Annotated in this window: 15 protein-coding genes; 6 read left to right on the forward strand and 9 right to left on the reverse strand. The window is 71.4% G+C overall.

The genetic code is table 11. From position 1 onward, the window contains the following. Positions 1-1,434 (reverse strand): ATP-dependent DNA helicase (locus tag ABZU52_RS18550; RefSeq protein WP_354972283.1); only part of this gene is annotated, 1,434 nt, incomplete at its 3' end. Positions 1,435-1,536: 102 nt separating this feature from the next. Between ABZU52_RS18550 and ABZU52_RS18555 the strand changes: the two genes are divergently transcribed. The 4 genes from ABZU52_RS18555 to ABZU52_RS18570 all read left to right on the forward strand — a co-directional run bounded on the left by ABZU52_RS18555 (position 1,537) and on the right by ABZU52_RS18570 (position 4,836). After that, positions 1,537-2,043 (forward strand): DUF402 domain-containing protein, encoded by a 507-nt coding sequence (locus ABZU52_RS18555; protein WP_354972245.1) that lies wholly within the window; start codon positions 1,537-1,539, stop codon positions 2,041-2,043. Between the two features lie 85 nt (positions 2,044-2,128). Beyond that, positions 2,129-3,070 carry a PPK2 family polyphosphate kinase gene (locus ABZU52_RS18560; protein WP_354972246.1) on the forward strand — a complete coding sequence of 314 codons (942 nt, stop codon included), beginning with the start codon at positions 2,129-2,131 and terminating at the stop codon, positions 3,068-3,070. 127 nt (positions 3,071-3,197) lie between these two features. After that, complete coding sequence (locus tag ABZU52_RS18565; RefSeq protein WP_053655020.1) at positions 3,198-3,824, forward strand: DUF47 family protein; 627 nt, start codon at positions 3,198-3,200, stop codon at positions 3,822-3,824. 4 nt (positions 3,825-3,828) lie between these two features. Beyond that, on the forward strand, positions 3,829-4,836 hold the full coding sequence (locus ABZU52_RS18570) for an inorganic phosphate transporter (protein ID WP_354972247.1): 1,008 nt from the start codon (positions 3,829-3,831) through the stop codon (positions 4,834-4,836). A 49-nt stretch (positions 4,837-4,885) separates the two neighbouring features. On the opposite strand, the gene ABZU52_RS18575 is transcribed toward ABZU52_RS18570, so the two are convergent. Beyond that, on the reverse strand, positions 4,886-5,854 hold the full coding sequence (locus ABZU52_RS18575) for a Gfo/Idh/MocA family oxidoreductase (protein WP_354972248.1): 969 nt from the start codon (positions 5,852-5,854) through the stop codon (positions 4,886-4,888). A 282-nt stretch (positions 5,855-6,136) separates the two neighbouring features. Here ABZU52_RS18575 and ABZU52_RS18580 point away from each other — a divergent pair, with 282 nt between their 5' ends. Beyond that, the gene (locus ABZU52_RS18580) at positions 6,137-6,970 is read left to right on the forward strand and encodes an NUDIX hydrolase (RefSeq protein WP_354972249.1); all 834 of its coding nucleotides are present in this window, start codon (positions 6,137-6,139) and stop codon (positions 6,968-6,970) included. A 319-nt stretch (positions 6,971-7,289) separates the two neighbouring features. On the opposite strand, the gene pstB is transcribed toward ABZU52_RS18580, so the two are convergent. The 7 genes from pstB to ABZU52_RS18615 form a co-directional block, all read right to left on the reverse strand. Beyond that, positions 7,290-8,066 carry a phosphate ABC transporter ATP-binding protein PstB gene (gene pstB, locus ABZU52_RS18585; RefSeq protein ID WP_099848932.1) on the reverse strand — a complete coding sequence of 259 codons (777 nt, stop codon included), beginning with the start codon at positions 8,064-8,066 and terminating at the stop codon, positions 7,290-7,292. 17 nt (positions 8,067-8,083) lie between these two features. After that, complete coding sequence (gene pstA, locus ABZU52_RS18590) at positions 8,084-9,172, reverse strand: phosphate ABC transporter permease PstA (RefSeq protein ID WP_354972250.1); 1,089 nt, start codon at positions 9,170-9,172, stop codon at positions 8,084-8,086. Further along, positions 9,169-10,260: a phosphate ABC transporter permease subunit PstC gene (gene pstC, locus ABZU52_RS18595; RefSeq protein WP_196919983.1), complete on the reverse strand. Its 1,092-nt coding sequence runs from the start codon at positions 10,258-10,260 to the stop codon at positions 9,169-9,171. Before pstC ends, pstA begins: the two co-directional genes overlap by 4 nt. 34 nt (positions 10,261-10,294) lie before the next feature. Continuing rightward, positions 10,295-11,401: a phosphate ABC transporter substrate-binding protein PstS gene (pstS, locus tag ABZU52_RS18600; RefSeq protein ID WP_354972251.1), complete on the reverse strand. Its 1,107-nt coding sequence runs from the start codon at positions 11,399-11,401 to the stop codon at positions 10,295-10,297. A 291-nt stretch (positions 11,402-11,692) separates the two neighbouring features. Beyond that, complete coding sequence (gene mshD, locus ABZU52_RS18605) at positions 11,693-12,619, reverse strand: mycothiol synthase (RefSeq protein ID WP_354972252.1); 927 nt, start codon at positions 12,617-12,619, stop codon at positions 11,693-11,695. Positions 12,620-12,677: 58 nt separating this feature from the next. Continuing rightward, the gene (locus ABZU52_RS18610; protein WP_354972253.1) at positions 12,678-13,562 is read right to left on the reverse strand and encodes a polysaccharide deacetylase family protein; all 885 of its coding nucleotides are present in this window, start codon (positions 13,560-13,562) and stop codon (positions 12,678-12,680) included. 155 nt (positions 13,563-13,717) lie between these two features. Next, positions 13,718-14,437 carry a response regulator transcription factor gene (locus ABZU52_RS18615; RefSeq protein ID WP_184188346.1) on the reverse strand — a complete coding sequence of 240 codons (720 nt, stop codon included), beginning with the start codon at positions 14,435-14,437 and terminating at the stop codon, positions 13,718-13,720. A 241-nt stretch (positions 14,438-14,678) separates the two neighbouring features. Here ABZU52_RS18615 and ABZU52_RS18620 point away from each other — a divergent pair, with 241 nt between their 5' ends. Beyond that, on the forward strand, positions 14,679-15,737 hold the full coding sequence (locus ABZU52_RS18620) for a hypothetical protein (protein WP_354972254.1): 1,059 nt from the start codon (positions 14,679-14,681) through the stop codon (positions 15,735-15,737). The last annotated feature ends 103 nt before the right edge of the window (positions 15,738-15,840 follow it).

The following is a 15,840-nucleotide window of genomic DNA, read 5'->3' on the forward strand; positions in this document are numbered from 1 at the left end:
CAGCGCGGCGGCGGCGGGGGTCGGCGGGGCAGGCGGCGGCGCGTCCAGCCCGAGGGCGCGGGCGACCGTGTCGAACCGGCCGCCCAGCGCCAGGGTCGCCGAGGTGGCGACGACGGTGCGTTCGTCGTACAGCTGGGTGGCGAGGGTGCCGGCCACCGACAGCGGCGCGACCACCAGCGCCCGGCGGCTGCCGCTGTCGTTCTTCTCCACCCAGGCCACGTCGTGGTCGGCCTCCTCCAGCAGCCGCTGCGCGGTGCTGGAGAGCTCGTCCAGGGCGGCCTTGGCCTGCTGCTTGCGGACCGGGTCGGGGTCATCGGCCTTGACGTCGCCGATCGCGTCCAGGGCGGTGCGGGTCGCCGCGTCGAGCAGCGTGCACGCCTCCCGCAGGGGCGTCGGCAACCCGGCGGTGATCCGCCCGGCCGGCGCCTCGGCCAGCCCGACCGCGAGGGCGTCACCGGCGGCGGTGAGCGCCTCGGCGGTCTCCGGGCGCAGCAGCGTACGGGCTCTCCGGGTGGTCCGGTCGATCAGCTCCGGCACCAGCTCCGCCTGGGCCGCGGAGGAGACCCGGTCGGCCAGCTCGTGCGCCTCGTCCACAATGAGCAGCTTGTGCGGCGGCACGATGTGCCGGTCGGCGAGCATGTCGACAGCGAGCAGACTGTGGTTGGTCACCACGATGTCGGCCTCCCGGGCGCGGGCCCTCGACGCCTCGGCGAAGCACTCCTGCCCGAACGGGCAACGGGTCGCGCCGACGCACTCGCGGGCCGGCATCGACACCAGCCGCCAGGCCTGGTCGTCGACGCCCGGGTCCAGTTCGTCGCGGTCGCCGGTGGCGGTCTTCTCGGCCCAGTCACGCAGCCGCTCGATCTGCTTGCCCAACCGGCCCGCCTCACCGAGCCACTTCGTCCCGCCGCCGGGGCGCGTCGCCGGGGCGTCGAAGAGGGTGTCCTCCGGCTCCTCCTCGGTGGAGTTGTCCAGTCGGGCCAGGCAGAGGTAGTGGTGGCGGCCCTTGAGCACGGCGAAGGTGGGCCGACGGCCCAGCACCGGCTCGACCGCGTCGGCGAGCCGGGGCAGGTCATGGTCGACCAGTTGGGACTGCAACGCCAGGGTGGCGGTGGAGACCACCACCGGACCGTCCACAGTGAGCGCCGGTGCGAGGTAGGCCAGCGACTTGCCGGTGCCGGTGCCCGCCTGCACGAGCAGATGCTCGCCGCCGGCCACGCACTCCTCGATCGCCGTGGTCATCTGCAACTGACCGGGGCGTTCCGCGCCGCCGGGCACCGCGCCCACCGCCGCTGCCAGCAGCTCCCTGCCACTGGGCCGAGCACCCCGCCGCCGGCCCTTGGCACGGGCCGACGGGGTGGCGGAACCGGTGGCGGTGCGGGGCGGAGTCACCGTGCGACGGTACCCGGCGCCGCCGACACCGGCCGCGCCCATCCGCCGCGTGGCGTGCTGCCGGCTGAGCAGGGTGTCCAACCGACCCCGTCCGGTTACGGCCGCGCTACGACGCGTTGGGCTGTATCGGTTAGGGTGCGAATCATGCCGAGCGACGTGGTCCGTGTGATCTACCGCAAGTACGACGGCAGCGCCCACCGCGACTACCCGGCCCGCCGGCTCACCGAGGATGATCTCGGCATCTGGCTCGGCGTGCCTGAGGGCACCGAATCGGTCTACCACGGCCGGCCCTCGGTGGAGAAGATCCCGTTCGTGCTGCTGGTGCCACATCGTGCCTGGTGGACGGCCATGTTCAACCCCCCGCCCCGGACCAGCGAGGTCTACTGCGACATCACCACGCCGGCCCGCTGGGAGTCCGACGACACCGTTCACCTGATCGACCTCGATCTGGACGTCGTCCGGCGCCGGGCCACCGGGCTGGTGGAGTTGCTCGACGAGGACGAGTTCGCCGAGCACCGGGCCCGGTTCGGTTACCCGGACGACGTGGTGGCCGAGGCCGAGGCCGCAGCCCAACGACTGTTCGGGGCACTGGGCGACGGCACGGAGCCGTTCGCCACCGCGTACCGCAAATGGTTGGCCCTGGTGGTCTGATCCGGCCCTGGTCCACCGCGAACGCGGTGATGAGGCGGATCCCTCTCGGCGGGCGGAGAGGCGGTGGGTGGGCGATGATCCGTGCATGAGCGCACCCCAGCAAGGGCAGATCGTGGCGCCGGACGGCGGCTCGGTACGGGAGCTGCTGCTGGTCACCGCGCCGGTGGATCTCGGCGCGATCGACCCGCGGTCCATGCCCGGCCTGCCGGGGCCGGCGGGCCGCGGCGCGCACCGTAAGACCTGGGCGCGGGAGCAGCTGGAGCTGGTCGGCGAGGAGCTGGGCCGGCGGCAGGAGATGCTCTTCGCGATGGCCAAGACCGGGTCGGAGCGGCCGGCGCGCCGGGTGCTGCTGGTGCTCCAGGCCATGGACTGCGGCGGCAAGGACGGCACGATCAAGCGGGTGGCTGGCGCGATGAACCCGCTGGGCCTGCACATCCGCTCGTTCGGGCCGCCGACTCGCCAGGAGCTGCGGCACGACTTCCTCTGGCGGATTCGCCGGGAGCTGCCGCCGCCGGGGTACGTGGGGATGTTCAACCGGTCGCACTACGAGGACGTGTTGATCGCCCGGGTCGGCTCGCTGGTGCCGGAGACGATCTGGCGGGCCCGCTACGACGAGATCAACGCGTTCGAGCGGGAGCTGACCGAGGGCGGTGTGACCCTGATCAAGGTGATGCTGCACATCTCGTACGCCGAGCAGGGCGAGCGCCTGCTGGACCGGCTCACCGACCCGCGCAAGCACTGGAAGTACAACCCCTCCGACATCGACTCGCGGGGGCACTGGGACGACTACCAGGCCGCGTACGCCGAGGCCCTGAGCCGGTGCGGCACGGACGCCGCGCCCTGGTTCGTGGTGCCGGCGGACCGCAAGTGGTACCGGGACTGGGCGGTGGCCCATCTGCTACGTGAGACGTTCGACACGCTCGAACTCGGGTATCCGGCTGCCGATTTCGACGTGGCGCGGGAGCGGAAGCGCCTGCTGGCTGGGGGAGCGGGTGCGGGTGGGGCAGCCGAGATGAACGGCAGGTGAACGAGCGGTGAATGGTGCCTGGCCAGGGGTGGGCCGGCGAATTCCTGGTTCGGGCGTTTCCTAGCATTCACCGAGTGGGCGCTCTCGGGCGCCGCCACCCTTCCACCGATGCGACGAGGTCTGTGCTGTGAAGTTTTCCTTCCGCCCCACCGAGGGCGCCTTCTACGAGCTCTTCACCAGGGCCGCGCAGAACCTGGTCCGGGGCACCGCGCTGCTCAACGAGCTGGCCCTGCCCGGCGTGGACGTGCAGTCGGTCAGCGAGCGGCTGACCGAGGTCGAGCACGACAGCGACCAGATCACCCACGACCTGTACAAGAAGATCAACTCGACCTTCATCACCCCGTTCGACCGGGAGGACATCTACCGGCTCGGCTCGCTGCTGGACGACGTGATGGACCACCTGGAAGCAGTCGGCGACCTGCTCTACCTGTACGGGCTGACCGAGCTTCCGGCGCTGCCCCGTGAGCTGCACGAGATGGTCAACGTGCTCGACCAGCAGGCGAAGCTGACCGCCGACGCGATGCCCCGGCTGAAGTCGATGAAGGACCTCGAGGACTACTGGATCGAGTGCAACCGGCTGGAGAACGAGGGCGACCGGATCAACCGGCAGCTGCTCGTCCGGCTCTTCTCCGGTGAGTACGACGCGTTGACCGTGCTGAAGATGAAGGAGGTTGCCGACGAGCTGGAGGCCGCCTGCGACGCCTTCGAGCACGTGGCCAACACCGTCGAGACCATCGCGGTCAAGGAGTCCTGAGCCGGTGTCTCCTGAACTCATCGCCGTACTGGCGGTGATCGCGGTAGCCCTGGCGTTCGACTACACCAACGGCTTCCACGACGCCGCGAACGCGATCGCGACAAGTGTCTCCACCCGGGCGCTGACACCCCGGATCGCCCTCGGGCTCGCCGCGGTCGGCAACTTCGTCGGCGCCCACTTCGGCGCCGGCGTGGCCAAGACCGTCGGCGACGGCCTGGTCACCCTCCCCACCGGGGTGAGCAGCCTCGGTGTGGTCTTCGCCGGGGTGCTCGGGGCGATCGCCTGGAACCTGATCACCTGGTACTTCGGTCTGCCCTCGTCGTCCTCGCACGCGCTCTTCGGCGGCCTGGTCGGCGCGACCCTGCTGTCCAGCGGCGGCATCGTGCAATGGGTCAACATCGGCGAGAAGGTGCTGCTGCCGATGGTGCTGTCGCCGATCGTCGGTCTCACCCTCGGTTACCTGCTGATGCTTGCCATCCTCTGGCTGTTCCGGAAGGGGCAGCCGGGCAAGCTCAACCGGGGCTTCCGCTGGGCGCAGACCGCCTCGGCGGCCGCCATGTCGGTCGGTCACGGCATGCAGGACGCCGCCAAGACCATGGGCATCGTGGTGCTGGCGCTCTACACAGGCGGTTTCCAGGAGAGCAAGACGCACATCCCCGGCTGGGTGTTCTGGACCTCGGCGACGATGCTGGCCCTCGGCACGTACGCCGGTGGTTGGCGGATCATCCGCACCCTCGGTCGCAAGATCATCGACCTGGGGCCGCCGGAGGGCTTCGCCGCCGAGACCGTCGCCAGCGCGGTGCTCTACTTCAACGCCCTGGTGCTGAAGGCGCCGATCTCCACCACCCACACCATCACCTCGGCGATCATGGGTGTGGGCGCGACCAAGCGACTCTCCGCGGTCCGCTGGAACGTGGCCGGCAACATCGTGCTCGCCTGGATCATCACGTTCCCGGCCGCCGCACTCATCGCGTGCCTGACGTACCTGCTGGTCCGCCCGCTCTTCGGCTGAGTTTCTGAAAGGGCCCCTTGCCACCCCGTGGCAAGGGGCCCTTCCCTGTTCAGACGTAACGCACGCCGATCTGCTCGCGGACCGTGTCCAGCAGGGTCATCACCTCAAGGGTGGTGGCATGCGGCACCACCGGGCTCTCGGTCAGGCCGGCGGCCAGGCAGCGCTGCACCTCGATCGCCTCGTACTGGTAGCCGTTGCCGGCCTCCGCCGCGGTGATCGTCTCCGGCTTTGCGCCGGCCCGATGCAGGGTCAGCGAACCCGGCCGGAAGAACGGCTCCGGCAGGTCGATCCGGCCGGTGCTGCCGGTGATGGAGGCGGACAGCTCACTCGCCCCGACCATGCCGCAGCTCAGCGTCGCCAGCGCGCCGCTGTCGTAGCCGAACAGGATGCCGGTGTTCTCGTCCGTACCCTCCGGGCCGAGCCGCGCCCAGGACCGGACGTGCTGCGGCACCCCGAGCAGCAGGTGAGCCAGGCTGATCGGGTAGATCCCCAGGTCGAGCAGGGCACCCCCACCCAGTGCCGGGTTGCGCATCCGGTGCTCCGGCGGGAACGGCCCGGCCACCCCGAAGTCGGCCCGGACGCCGGTAACAGTGCCGATCGCCCCGTCCGCGATCAGCTCGACCACCCGCAGGATCATCGGGTTCAACCGCATCCACATGGCCTCCATCAGGAAGACCCCGGCGGCGCGGGCCGTCTCCACCAGCTCGGTGCTGGTCGCCAGGTCGAGGGTGAACGGCTTCTCCAACAGCACCGCCCGCCCGGCGGTGAGGCAGGTCATCGCCGCCTCGTAGTGCGCGGAATGCGGGGTCGCCACGTAGATCGCGTCCACCTCCGGGTCGGCGGCCAACTCCACCCAGGAGCCGTAGGCGCGCTTCGCGCCGTACGTGTCGGCGAAGCGCTGCGCGCTCTCCGCGGCGCGGGAGCCGACCGCGACCAACTCGGCGTCCGGAACCAGCCGGAGGTCTTCGGCGAAACGGCTGGCGATGTGGCCGGTGGCCAGGATGCCCCAACGAGTCATGCCGAAACGCTAACCCTGCGGTTGCCGGGTCGCCCGCCCCACCCCTCGCCTACCGACCACCTGTTGCCTCGCCTTTGCTCTGCTGCCGCCGATGCGCCAGCACTCGGCCGGGCCCGGGGGTGCCGCGTAAGGGTGGTGCGTAAGGGTGGTGTGCAAGGGTGCCGCGTAAGGGCGCCGCGTAAGGGTGGTGCGTAAACGGCAGCAGAGCAAAGGCCGTGGTCGGTGGTCTGGCCCGGTGGTCTGGCCCGGTGGTGGTCCGGCCCGGGGAACTAGGCTCGCGGCATGACGATCGACAGTGACGGCTTCGCCGCCCCGGCCGCCCTGGTCGAGCACGCCCGCCGGTTCCAGGCCGAGGGTGGCACCCCGGCGGTGCCGCGGGTCGCCGCCACCGTGCTGCTGCTGCGTCCGACCGACGTCGACTTCGAGGTGTACGTCATCCGCCGGGTCGCCGCCATGACCTTCGGCGGGATGTACGCCTTCCCCGGCGGTGGGGTGGATCGCTCCGACTCCGCGGCACACCTGGACTGGGCGGGCCCGGCTCCGACCGAGTGGGCGGGCCGGCTCGGGGTGACCCCGGAAGCCGCCCGGGCCGTGGTCTGTGCCGCCGCCCGGGAGGTCTTCGAGGAGGCCGGCGTGCTGCTCGCCGGCCCGGACCCCACGACTGTGGTGGGCGACGTCAGCGGGGACGACTGGGAGGCCGCCCGGCAGGATCTGGAGGGACGCCGGCTGGGCTTCGCCGAGTTGCTCGCCAACCGACAGCTCACGCTGCGGTCGGACCTGCTGCTGCCGTGGAGTCGGTGGATCACGCCCGAGTTCGAGCCGCGCCGCTTCGACACGTACTTCTTCGTCGCCCTGTTGCCGGCGGGACAGCGGACCCGCGACGTCTCCGGCGAGGCCGACCACACCCTGTGGATCCGGCCGGCGGACGCGTTGGCCCGCGCGCAGGCCGGCGAGCTGACCATGCTGCCACCGACCATCGTCACGCTGGCCCAGGTGGCGGCGGCCGGCGACCTGGCCGGGGTGGCGAGGGCGGCGGCCGACCGGGACGCCGCCACCCCGGTCACCCCCCGCCTGGACCTGCCCGCGGGCGGCGAACCCCGCTTCGTCCTGGCCTGACTGTGAGCCCGTGCGCGCCGCGCCCCGCGTGCGCCGCGCCCCCGCTGCGCCGCGCCCCCGCGTGCGGCCGCGCCCCCAGCGTGCGCCGCGCCCCCGCCCAGCGCGTGCCGTCAAGATCCGCGCAAGTTCAGGGATCCTGCTGCCTCGGACTCGCGGGAGGCAGCAGGATCCGGGTAGTTGCGCAGATCTTGGGCGTGGTCTGGCCCGCTTCGGGGCCCGTCCGGCTGGGGCGCGTTGGGAAGCGCGTCGAAAGCGTCTCGGGCACGCGGAAGGGCGTCGGTCGGGTCGACCGACGCCCCCGCGGACCGGGATCAGCGGCTCAGCCGAAGCGGCCGGTGATGTAGTCCTCGGTCTTCTTCACGCTCGGGTTGCTGAAGATCTTCTGGGTGTTGTCGTACTCGATCAGGCGGCCCGGGTCGCCGGTCTTCTCGATCGAGAAGAAGGCGGTCCGGTCCGAGACACGCGCGGCCTGCTGCATGTTGTGCGTCACGATGATGATCGTGAACTTGTCCTTGAGCTGGAACATCAGGTCCTCGATCGCCAGCGTGGAGATCGGGTCCAGGGCCGAGCAGGGCTCGTCCATCAGGACGACCTGCGGCTCGACCGCGATGGTCCGCGCGATGCAGAGCCGCTGCTGCTGACCGCCGGACAGGCCCGCGCCGGGCTTGCCCAGCCGGTCCTTGACCTCGTCCCACAGGTTCGCCGAGCGCAGGGCCTTCTCGGCCGCGTCCTCCAGGATCGACTTCTTGCGGACCCCGTTGAGCTTCAGCCCGGCCACCACGTTCTCGAAGATGCTCATGGTGGGGAACGGGTTCGGCCGTTGGAAGACCATGCCGATGGTGCGCCGGACCGCAGTGACGTCCACGTCCCGGTCGTAGATGTCCTGGTCGTCGATGGTCAGACTGCCCTCGACCCGGGCCCCCGGCAGCACCTCGTGCATCCGGTTGATCGACCGCAGGAACGTCGACTTGCCGCAACCGGACGGCCCGATGAGAGCGGTGACCGTCTTCGGCTCGACCGTCAGGTTGATGTTTTCGATCGCCTTGAAGCCGCCGTAGTACGCGGTGACGTTCGAGGCGGAGACGCGCTTGGCCATGGTGGTACCTCCGGGGTTCATCGGCTGAGCCGGTTGCGACGGGCCAGCAGCTTCGCCGCGATCGTCAGGATGAGCACGAGGGCGACCAGGGTGAGTGCCGCGGTCCACGCTCGTGCCGGGGCGTACTTCGACGCGTCACCGGCCTGCTGGTAGACGAAGAGGGACAGCGACGACTGGTTGTTCTCGAAGGGGTTGGTGTTGATCGCGGCGCCACCGCCGGCGACCAGCAGCACCGGCGCCGTCTCGCCGGCCGCGCGGGCGATGGCGAGCATGACGCCGGTGACGATGCCGGGCAGCGCCGTCGGCAGCACCACCCGCAGGATCGTCTTCCACTTGGGTACGCCGAGCGCGTACGCGCCCTCGCGCAGTGGCGCCGGTACGAGGCGGAGCATCTCCTCGGTGGACCGGACGATGGTGGGCAGCATGAGCACGCTCAGCGCGAGCGCGGCGGCGAAGCCGGAGAAGCTGGGCCGACCGTCGTTGAACCACGGCGACACGATCAGCACCCAGAACGCCAGCACGAAGAGGCCGGAGACGATCGATGGAATGCCGGTCATCACGTCCACGAAGAACCGGATCGCGAAGGCGAACCTGCCCCGCCCGTACTCGACGATGTAGATCGCGCAGAGAACGCCGAGCGGGACGGTGATCAGGGTGGCGATACCGACCTGCTCCAGCGTGCCGACGATCGCGTGGTACGCGCCACCGTTGGCGTCCCGGGCCCCGATGTTGTTCATCGAGGTCTGGAAGAAGTTGCCGTCCAGCCGCTCGGTGCCCTTGCTGACCAGCGTCCAGACGACCGAGACGAGCGGCAGCACCGCGAGCACGAACGCGGAGTGGATCAGGGCGCTCCAGGTGCGGTTGCGGGCTGATCGGCGCCCCTCGACCGTGTTGGCGGCGGCGAAGAGCCCGACCAGGTAGAGGATCGCGCCGAGGACGACCACGAGGACCGGGCCGCCGATGCCGGTGCCGTAGACGGCCACGGCGGAGAGCGCCAGGGCCGCCACGGCGATGGCCGGGGCGGCGTACCAGGGCAGCCGCTTGGCCCGCAGCGAGTCGGGCTGGGCCGGCGGCCGGGTGCGGTGGGAGGTGACGGTTGTGGTCATGCGGCCGACTCCGTGAACTCCCGGCGGCGGTAGATGATCGCCCGCGCCGTGATGTTGACGATCAGCGTGATGGCGAACAGCACCAGGCCGGAGGCGATCAGCGCACCCCGGCCGGTCTCGTTCGCCTCGCCGAACGCGTTGGCGATGTTGGCGGCGATGGTGTTGCCGCCGTTCTGGATCAGGTTGAACGAGATGCCGAAGGTGATGCCGAGGGTCAGCGCCAGGGCGATGGTCTCGCCGAGCGCCCGGCCGAGGCCGAGCATCATCGCGGCGATGATGCCGGGGCGGCCGTAGGGGAGCACCGCGGTGCGGAGCATCTCCCAGCGGGTGGCGCCCAGGGCGAGGGCGGCTTCCTCGTTCGCGGTCGGCGTCTGGAGGAACACCTCGCGGGAGAGCGAGGTGATGATCGGCAACACCATGATCGCGAGCACCAGGGCGCCGAGCATGACGGACGCCCCGAAGGGGCCGTCGCCGCCGAAGAGCGGGATCCAGCCGAAGTGCTGGTTCAGCCAGACGGAGAAGTCCCGGACGGGGCTGCTGAAGACGTCCCGTCCCCAGAGGCCGAAGACCACGCTCGGCACTGCGGCGAGCAGGTCGACCAGGAAGCCGAGCGCGGTGCCCAGCCGGCGCGGCGCGTAGTGCGAGAGGTAGAGGGCGATGCCCAGCGCCACCGGCACCGCCATGAGCAGTGCCAGCGCCGAGCTGAGCACGGTGCCGAAGGCGAGCGCACCGATGCCGAACTTCGGCTCCGTCTCGTTGGGCGACCAGCCCTCGTAGGACCAGAAGTTCTCGGTGTTGGCGCGTAGGGCCGGCACCGCCTTGACGACCAGGAAGATCGCGATGGCGGCGATGATGACCAGAACGGCGGTGCCGGCGGCCAGGGTGAGACCGCGGAAGGCCCGCTCGGCGCCGAACCTACGGCTGCGCGGCAGCGCGCCGCCGCCGCCCAGCCCGGTGCCGCCCGGGGAACGGGTGCTGACTGGTGCCTCGGCCACACGCGCCGAGGCACCGGCGGGCCACTCGTGACTCTGGGTCACGCGCGTCCCGCCGGTGCCGGCGTCGGCCGAGCGGTGGGGGGTGTCACCCATCTGCTCGCTCGATTCGATTGCGGAGTGGTGTCGGTCAGGAGATGTTCTTGACTGCGGCCTCGACCTTGGTGCGGACGCTCTCCGGCAGCGGGGCGTAGCCCAGCTCGGTCATGGCAGCCTGGCCCTCGGTGCTGGCGGCGTAGCCCAGCAGACCCTTGACCAGCGGGAGCTTGTCGGCGGCGAGGCCCTTGCTGCAGACGATCTCGTACGTCGCCAGGACGATCGGGTAGGCCCCGGCCTCCTTGGTGTTGTAGTCGATCGACAGCTTGAGGTCGTCGCCCTGGCCCTCGACCTTGGCACCGGCGATGGTCTTGCCGGCCGCGTCGGCGGTCAGCGCGGCGAACTCACCCGCACCGTTACCGATCTTGGAGATCTTCAGGCCGGCGTTCTCGGCGAACGACCACTCCATGTAGCCGATCGAGCCCTCGGCGCCCTTGACCCGGCTGGCCACGCCGTCCGAGCCCTTGGCGCCGGTGCCGCCCGGGGCCTTCCACGCCTTGGCCTTGCCGAGGGTCCAGTCGGCCTCAGCGGTCTTGGAGAGGAAGTTGGTGAAGTTGTCGGTGGTGCCCGACTCGTCCGAGCGGTGGACGGTCTGGATCGTGGTCGCCGGGAGCGTGGCACCCGGGTTGTCGGCCTTGATCGTGGCGTCGTCCCACTTGGTGACCTTGCCGGCGAAGATCTTCGCCAGGGTGGCCGGCTTGAGCTGGAGGTTGTCCACGCCGCTGACGTTGTAGGCGACGGCCACCGGGCCGATCACCATCGGCAGGTGGATGGCCTTGCCGCCGACGCACTTGGCGTCGGCCTGGGGCTGCTCCTCCGGCTTGAGCGCGGAGTCGGAGCCGGCGAAGTCGGCGGTCCCGGCGATGAACGCCTGGATGCCGGCGCCCGAGCCGCTGGGCTCGTAGTTGATCGTGACACCCTGGCACTTCTGCTGGTACGCCTTGATCCACTCGGCCATGGCGTTCTTCTGCGCCGACGAGCCCTGGGCGTTCAGCGTGCCGGTAGCGCAGTCGACCGCGGCGGCCGAGCCCGAAGCGTTGGCGCCGGGGGTGGGCTCGTTGTTGTCCGAGCCGCATGCGCTGAGACCGAGCGTCGCAGCAAGGGCGAGGCCGGCAATCGCGCCGTACCGCTGGAGCTTCACCTGAGGGGTTTCCCTTCGCGTCTGACTTGGCACCCCGATCCCGGGGCCCGAGGACCGGCAGTGACCGGCTGACACGAAAGTTAGAAGTGCCAGGTAGCCGGTTCGCCGGTCGCAAGTGAACGCAAGGTGAACACGTGCGGCCGCTGAGGTGACCGCTTGCTGAGGGTGAGTTGTCCGTTAAGTGAACCGCGGTACACCTGTCGGAAGTATGGGTATATTTCCGGTTCCCCGTTATGCCGCCGACGCCCGGCCGTTACCCACCGGTGACTCGCTCGGCGCGACCGCCGACGGTCAGCCCAGGTGGTAGTTGATGTGCGCGGACCAGCGGGCGAAGCCCAGCCGTTCGTAGAGCGCGACGGCCCCGGTGTTCGAGTCGTCCACGTAGAGCATCACCCGGTCCAGGCCGCGCTTGTCCCGCAGGTGGGCCAGCCCAGCGGTGGTCAGGGCCCGGCCGAGCCCGCCGCCGTGCGCGGTCGGGTCCACCCCCAGGACGTACACCTCGCCGATTCGGGCCGACCCCGGCCGCTCGTGCACCTTGGTCCAGTGGAAACCGAGCAGTCGGCCGCTCGCGGTCTTCTCGGCGAGCAGGAAGCCCGCCGGGTCGAACCACGGCTCGGCGAGGCGGACCCGCAGATCGTCGGACGTCCACCGGCCCTGCTCGGGGTGCTCGGCGAAGGCCCGCGCGTTGAGGGCCAGCCAGGCCGTGTCGTCCGCCCCGGGTCGGAACGCGCGTAGCGCCACCCCGTCGGGCAGGCGCGGCTCACCCAGCGGTGCGGCCAACGGCCGGCGCAACTGCCAGAGCACCCGGGCGCGGGTGAAGCCGAGGTCGACGGCGAGCGCGGCGGCCGAGGGGTGGTCGCCGTGCGCCCACGCCCGCAGCGGCCCGGTCGCCGAGGCGAGTACGCCCCGGGCGAGCGCCCGCCCGGTGCCCCGTCGCCGGTACGCGGGGTGCACCACCAGCTCGACCCCGATCCCGGCCACGGGGTCGGTGGTGTCCAGATGCGCGTACCCGGTGAGGGTGCCGTCGTCGGCGCGGGCGATGAGGTGCACGGCGGGGGCGTCGGGGTCACGCAGCCGGAGCAGGACGTGTTCGTCGAGCGGGTCCGCGCCGTCCGTGTCACCCGCGGCGCTGGCGAGGGCCAGTACGTCGGCGATCTCCGCCGACGCCAGTCGGTCCCTCCGGGTCACCTGGTCGCTGGTCGGCTCCGCGCTGCTCATCCCGCCACCGTATCCGTTGCGTGTCGTGACGCCTGGACCGTCGGGGTAAAGCCGCGACTCACGTCGGGTCGGTGGGGAGTGCCTCCAGCTCGAACCGCGAGGTCAGGTCGGGCAGGATCCGGCGCAGCGCGTCCACCGTGCCCTGTCGGTTCCCACCGGCGTCGTGCAGCAGCACCACCGAGCCCGGTTGGGCCTGGGTCAGCACGGTCGCGGTGATCTTGCTGGCCCCGGGGAGGTCCCAGTCCGACGGGTCCACCGACCAGTGCAGCGGGGTCATGCCGAGCTGCCGTGCCACCGACACCACCGGGTACGTCCAGGCCCCGCCCGGCTGGCGGTACCAGACGATCGGGGCGTTGGGCACCGCCGCCCGGATCGCCGCGTTGGTGCGCAGGAGATCGGAGCGGATCGCGTCGGCCGATCGGGTGCCCAGGCCGACGTCGTGCTGCCAGGAGTGGTTGCACAGGGTGTGCCCGTCGTCGACGATCGACTGGACCAGTTCGGGGTGGTTCTGCGCGTTCTCGCCGACCACACAGAACGTGGCGTGCACGTCGTATTCGCGCAGCAGGGCGAGCACCTGCGGGGTGTAGCGCGGGTCCGGCCCGTCGTCGAAGGTCAGCGCGAGCCGCGGGCTGCCGGTGGTGGTGTGCGCGCCGAACAGGTTGTCGCCTCCGGCGTCTCGTCCGATTCCGTCCTGGCCGGTCTCGGCTGGCCCGCTCCGGGTCGGGCTGGCGCTGGCGTTGGCGCTCGGGGATCCGCTCGGCTCACCGATGCTGGGTTGGTCGGCGTAGTGCGGCCCGTCGGCGTTCGTGGTGACACCGGTGGTGTGTCGAGGCGTCTGGTCGGGGACGAGGCTGCGGCCCAGCACGTACGCGGAGCCGAGCAGCCCCACCACCACCAGCGTCACGATCCCCGCGGCCCGCGCGGTGGAGCTGCCCCGCGTCACGACTTCCACCCGGCTTGCCGGTCACGCCGGCCCGTCGCCCCCGTGTTCAGTGCGCGCACCGTTGCCCCTTTCTCCGACAAGCCCGGCAGTCAGGATAAAACCGCCAAGCTGCGCGAAAAGGGCATATGCGAAATCGCCCGGGGTGGGCCGCCGGATCAGACCGGCAGGGGCGCGTGCTCCGCCTCGGCAAGCGACCGCGACGGTGGAACGACGAACTTGTAGCCGACCTGGCGGACCGTGCCGATCATCGACTCGTACTCCGAGCCGAGCTTGGCGCGCAGCCGCCGGACGTGCACATCGACAGTGCGGGTGCCGCCGAAGTAGTCGTAGCCCCAGACCTCGCGCAGGAGCTGGTCCCGGGTGAACACCCGGCCCGGGTGCTGGGCCAGGAACTTCAGCAGCTCGAACTCCTTGTAGGTGAGGTCGAGCGGGCGGCCCTTGAGCTTGGCCGCGTACGTGTCCGGGTCGATGGTCAGCTCGCCGGCCCGGATCGAGCCACCCGCGCCGGCGGTCGCGTTGCTGAGTCGGCCCACCGCCAGCCGCAGTCGTGCCTCGACCTCGGCGGGGCCGGCCGAGGCGAGAATGACGTCGTCGACGCCCCAGTCGGCGTTGAGTGCGATCAGACCGGCCTCGGTCACCACCGCGACCAGCGGCACGCCGAGCCCGGTGGCGTGCAACATCCGGCAGGTCGCCCGGGCCTCGCTCAACTCCGATCGGGCGTCCACCATCACCGCGTCCGGGCTGGGGCCCGCGACCAGGGTGCGGACGTCGCGCGGCGCGGTGCGGACCGAGTGCGGCAGCAGGTCGAGTGCCGGCAGCACAGCCGACGGTTCCCCTGCGCGCGCGGTCACCAGCAGCAGGATCTCCACGATCACCTCCGTCCCGGCGGCGCGAGGCCGCACGCGACCAGTCGCACTCATCAAGGAGTGCGCTGAGAAATTGCGTGGTCCCGGCGTCGCTGACGGGCGGGTAACGCGTTGAGCCTAACCGATCGCCCCGGCCACGCCATCAGGCCATTTCCCGTTTGCCCATCTTGCCCCTGATCGTGGCACGGATTTTAACGTCCCTGAAACCCGTGACCACCGCGTCGGGCCGTCGGTCTGGCACGATCGGGTCGTGTTTCCCTCCACCTCGCCCGAGGCCGGCCACGAATCGTGGCCCGCTGGGCCCCGACCGGGTCCGGCCGCCGCAGCGACGCGCGGCCAACCGCCCGCACCGCGTACCGGCCCGGCCACCACCGATGGCGATCGCCGCGAACGGGGTGGGCCTCGCCGGGCCCGTCGCGCCGGTGAGCCGGCCCGCCGATCCGAAGACGAGATCGATGAGCCGGAAGAGGAGGTCATCCCCCCGGTCGCGGTGCACCGCCAGCTGGCGCTGACCATCGCCGGCTTCGCCGCGCTGCTCGGTGTCGGCCTGGTGCTCGGCGCGCAGACGTCGGGTCCCGGTCACCGGTTGCCGTTCGCCTTCATCATCTTCGGCGTCCAACTGCTGTTCGTGCTGGCCTGGACGATGGCCATGCGCCCGCCCGCGCTGCTGGTGGTCGCCGGGATCAGCGCCGCGGTCGCGGCGCTCGCCGACATCGCCGCGGTGCAGACCGACGTCGCCGGCCTGGCGCCGCTGGGCTACCTGGCCGTCGGAGGGTTCGTCGCCGCGGTGCTCGGCCAGCTGGTTCGTCGGGTCGACCGGGTTCGGGTCACCGACTCGCTCGGCGCCACGCTGCTCATCGTCGTCGGGGTGGTGGCCATCGGCACCCTGATCGTGCTCAGCCGGATCCCGGCCGGCACCCAGGCGATCACCGTCTGCCTGACCGCGAGCGGTGTCGCGCTCACCGTCGCCCGGCTCACCGACGCCGTGCTGCCCTGGCCCCGGCTGGCCCCGCAGGTGCCCCGAGGTGCGGCTGGCGTGGTGGCCGGCGCGATGGTCGGTACGCTGACCAGCGCCCTGCTCGGCAGCTACCTGGTGACGCCCTTCACGCCGACGCGGGCCGCCGTGACCGGGCTGGTCGCGGCGGTCACCGCCGTCCTCTCCGACCTCGCCGTGGGGTACGCGGAGGCGGGTCGGCTGATGGCCGGCGAGCCGCCCACGATGTGGGTGGCCCGGCACATGCAGGGTCCGCTCGGTGGCTTCGCCCTGGCGGCGCCCGCCGCGTACGCGATGTGCATGCTCTTCCTCTGAGTCACGGTTGAGCGCGCGGCCGGTCGGGTACCTACGGGTGCGCCGCCCTGCGGCACCGGTACGGACGACCCGTCGCGGCGCGACGGGCGGAGACAGGAGGCGG

The organism is Micromonospora sp. NPDC005220 (assembly GCF_040607895.1).
Taxonomy (GTDB): Bacteria; Actinomycetota; Actinomycetes; order Mycobacteriales; family Micromonosporaceae; genus Micromonospora.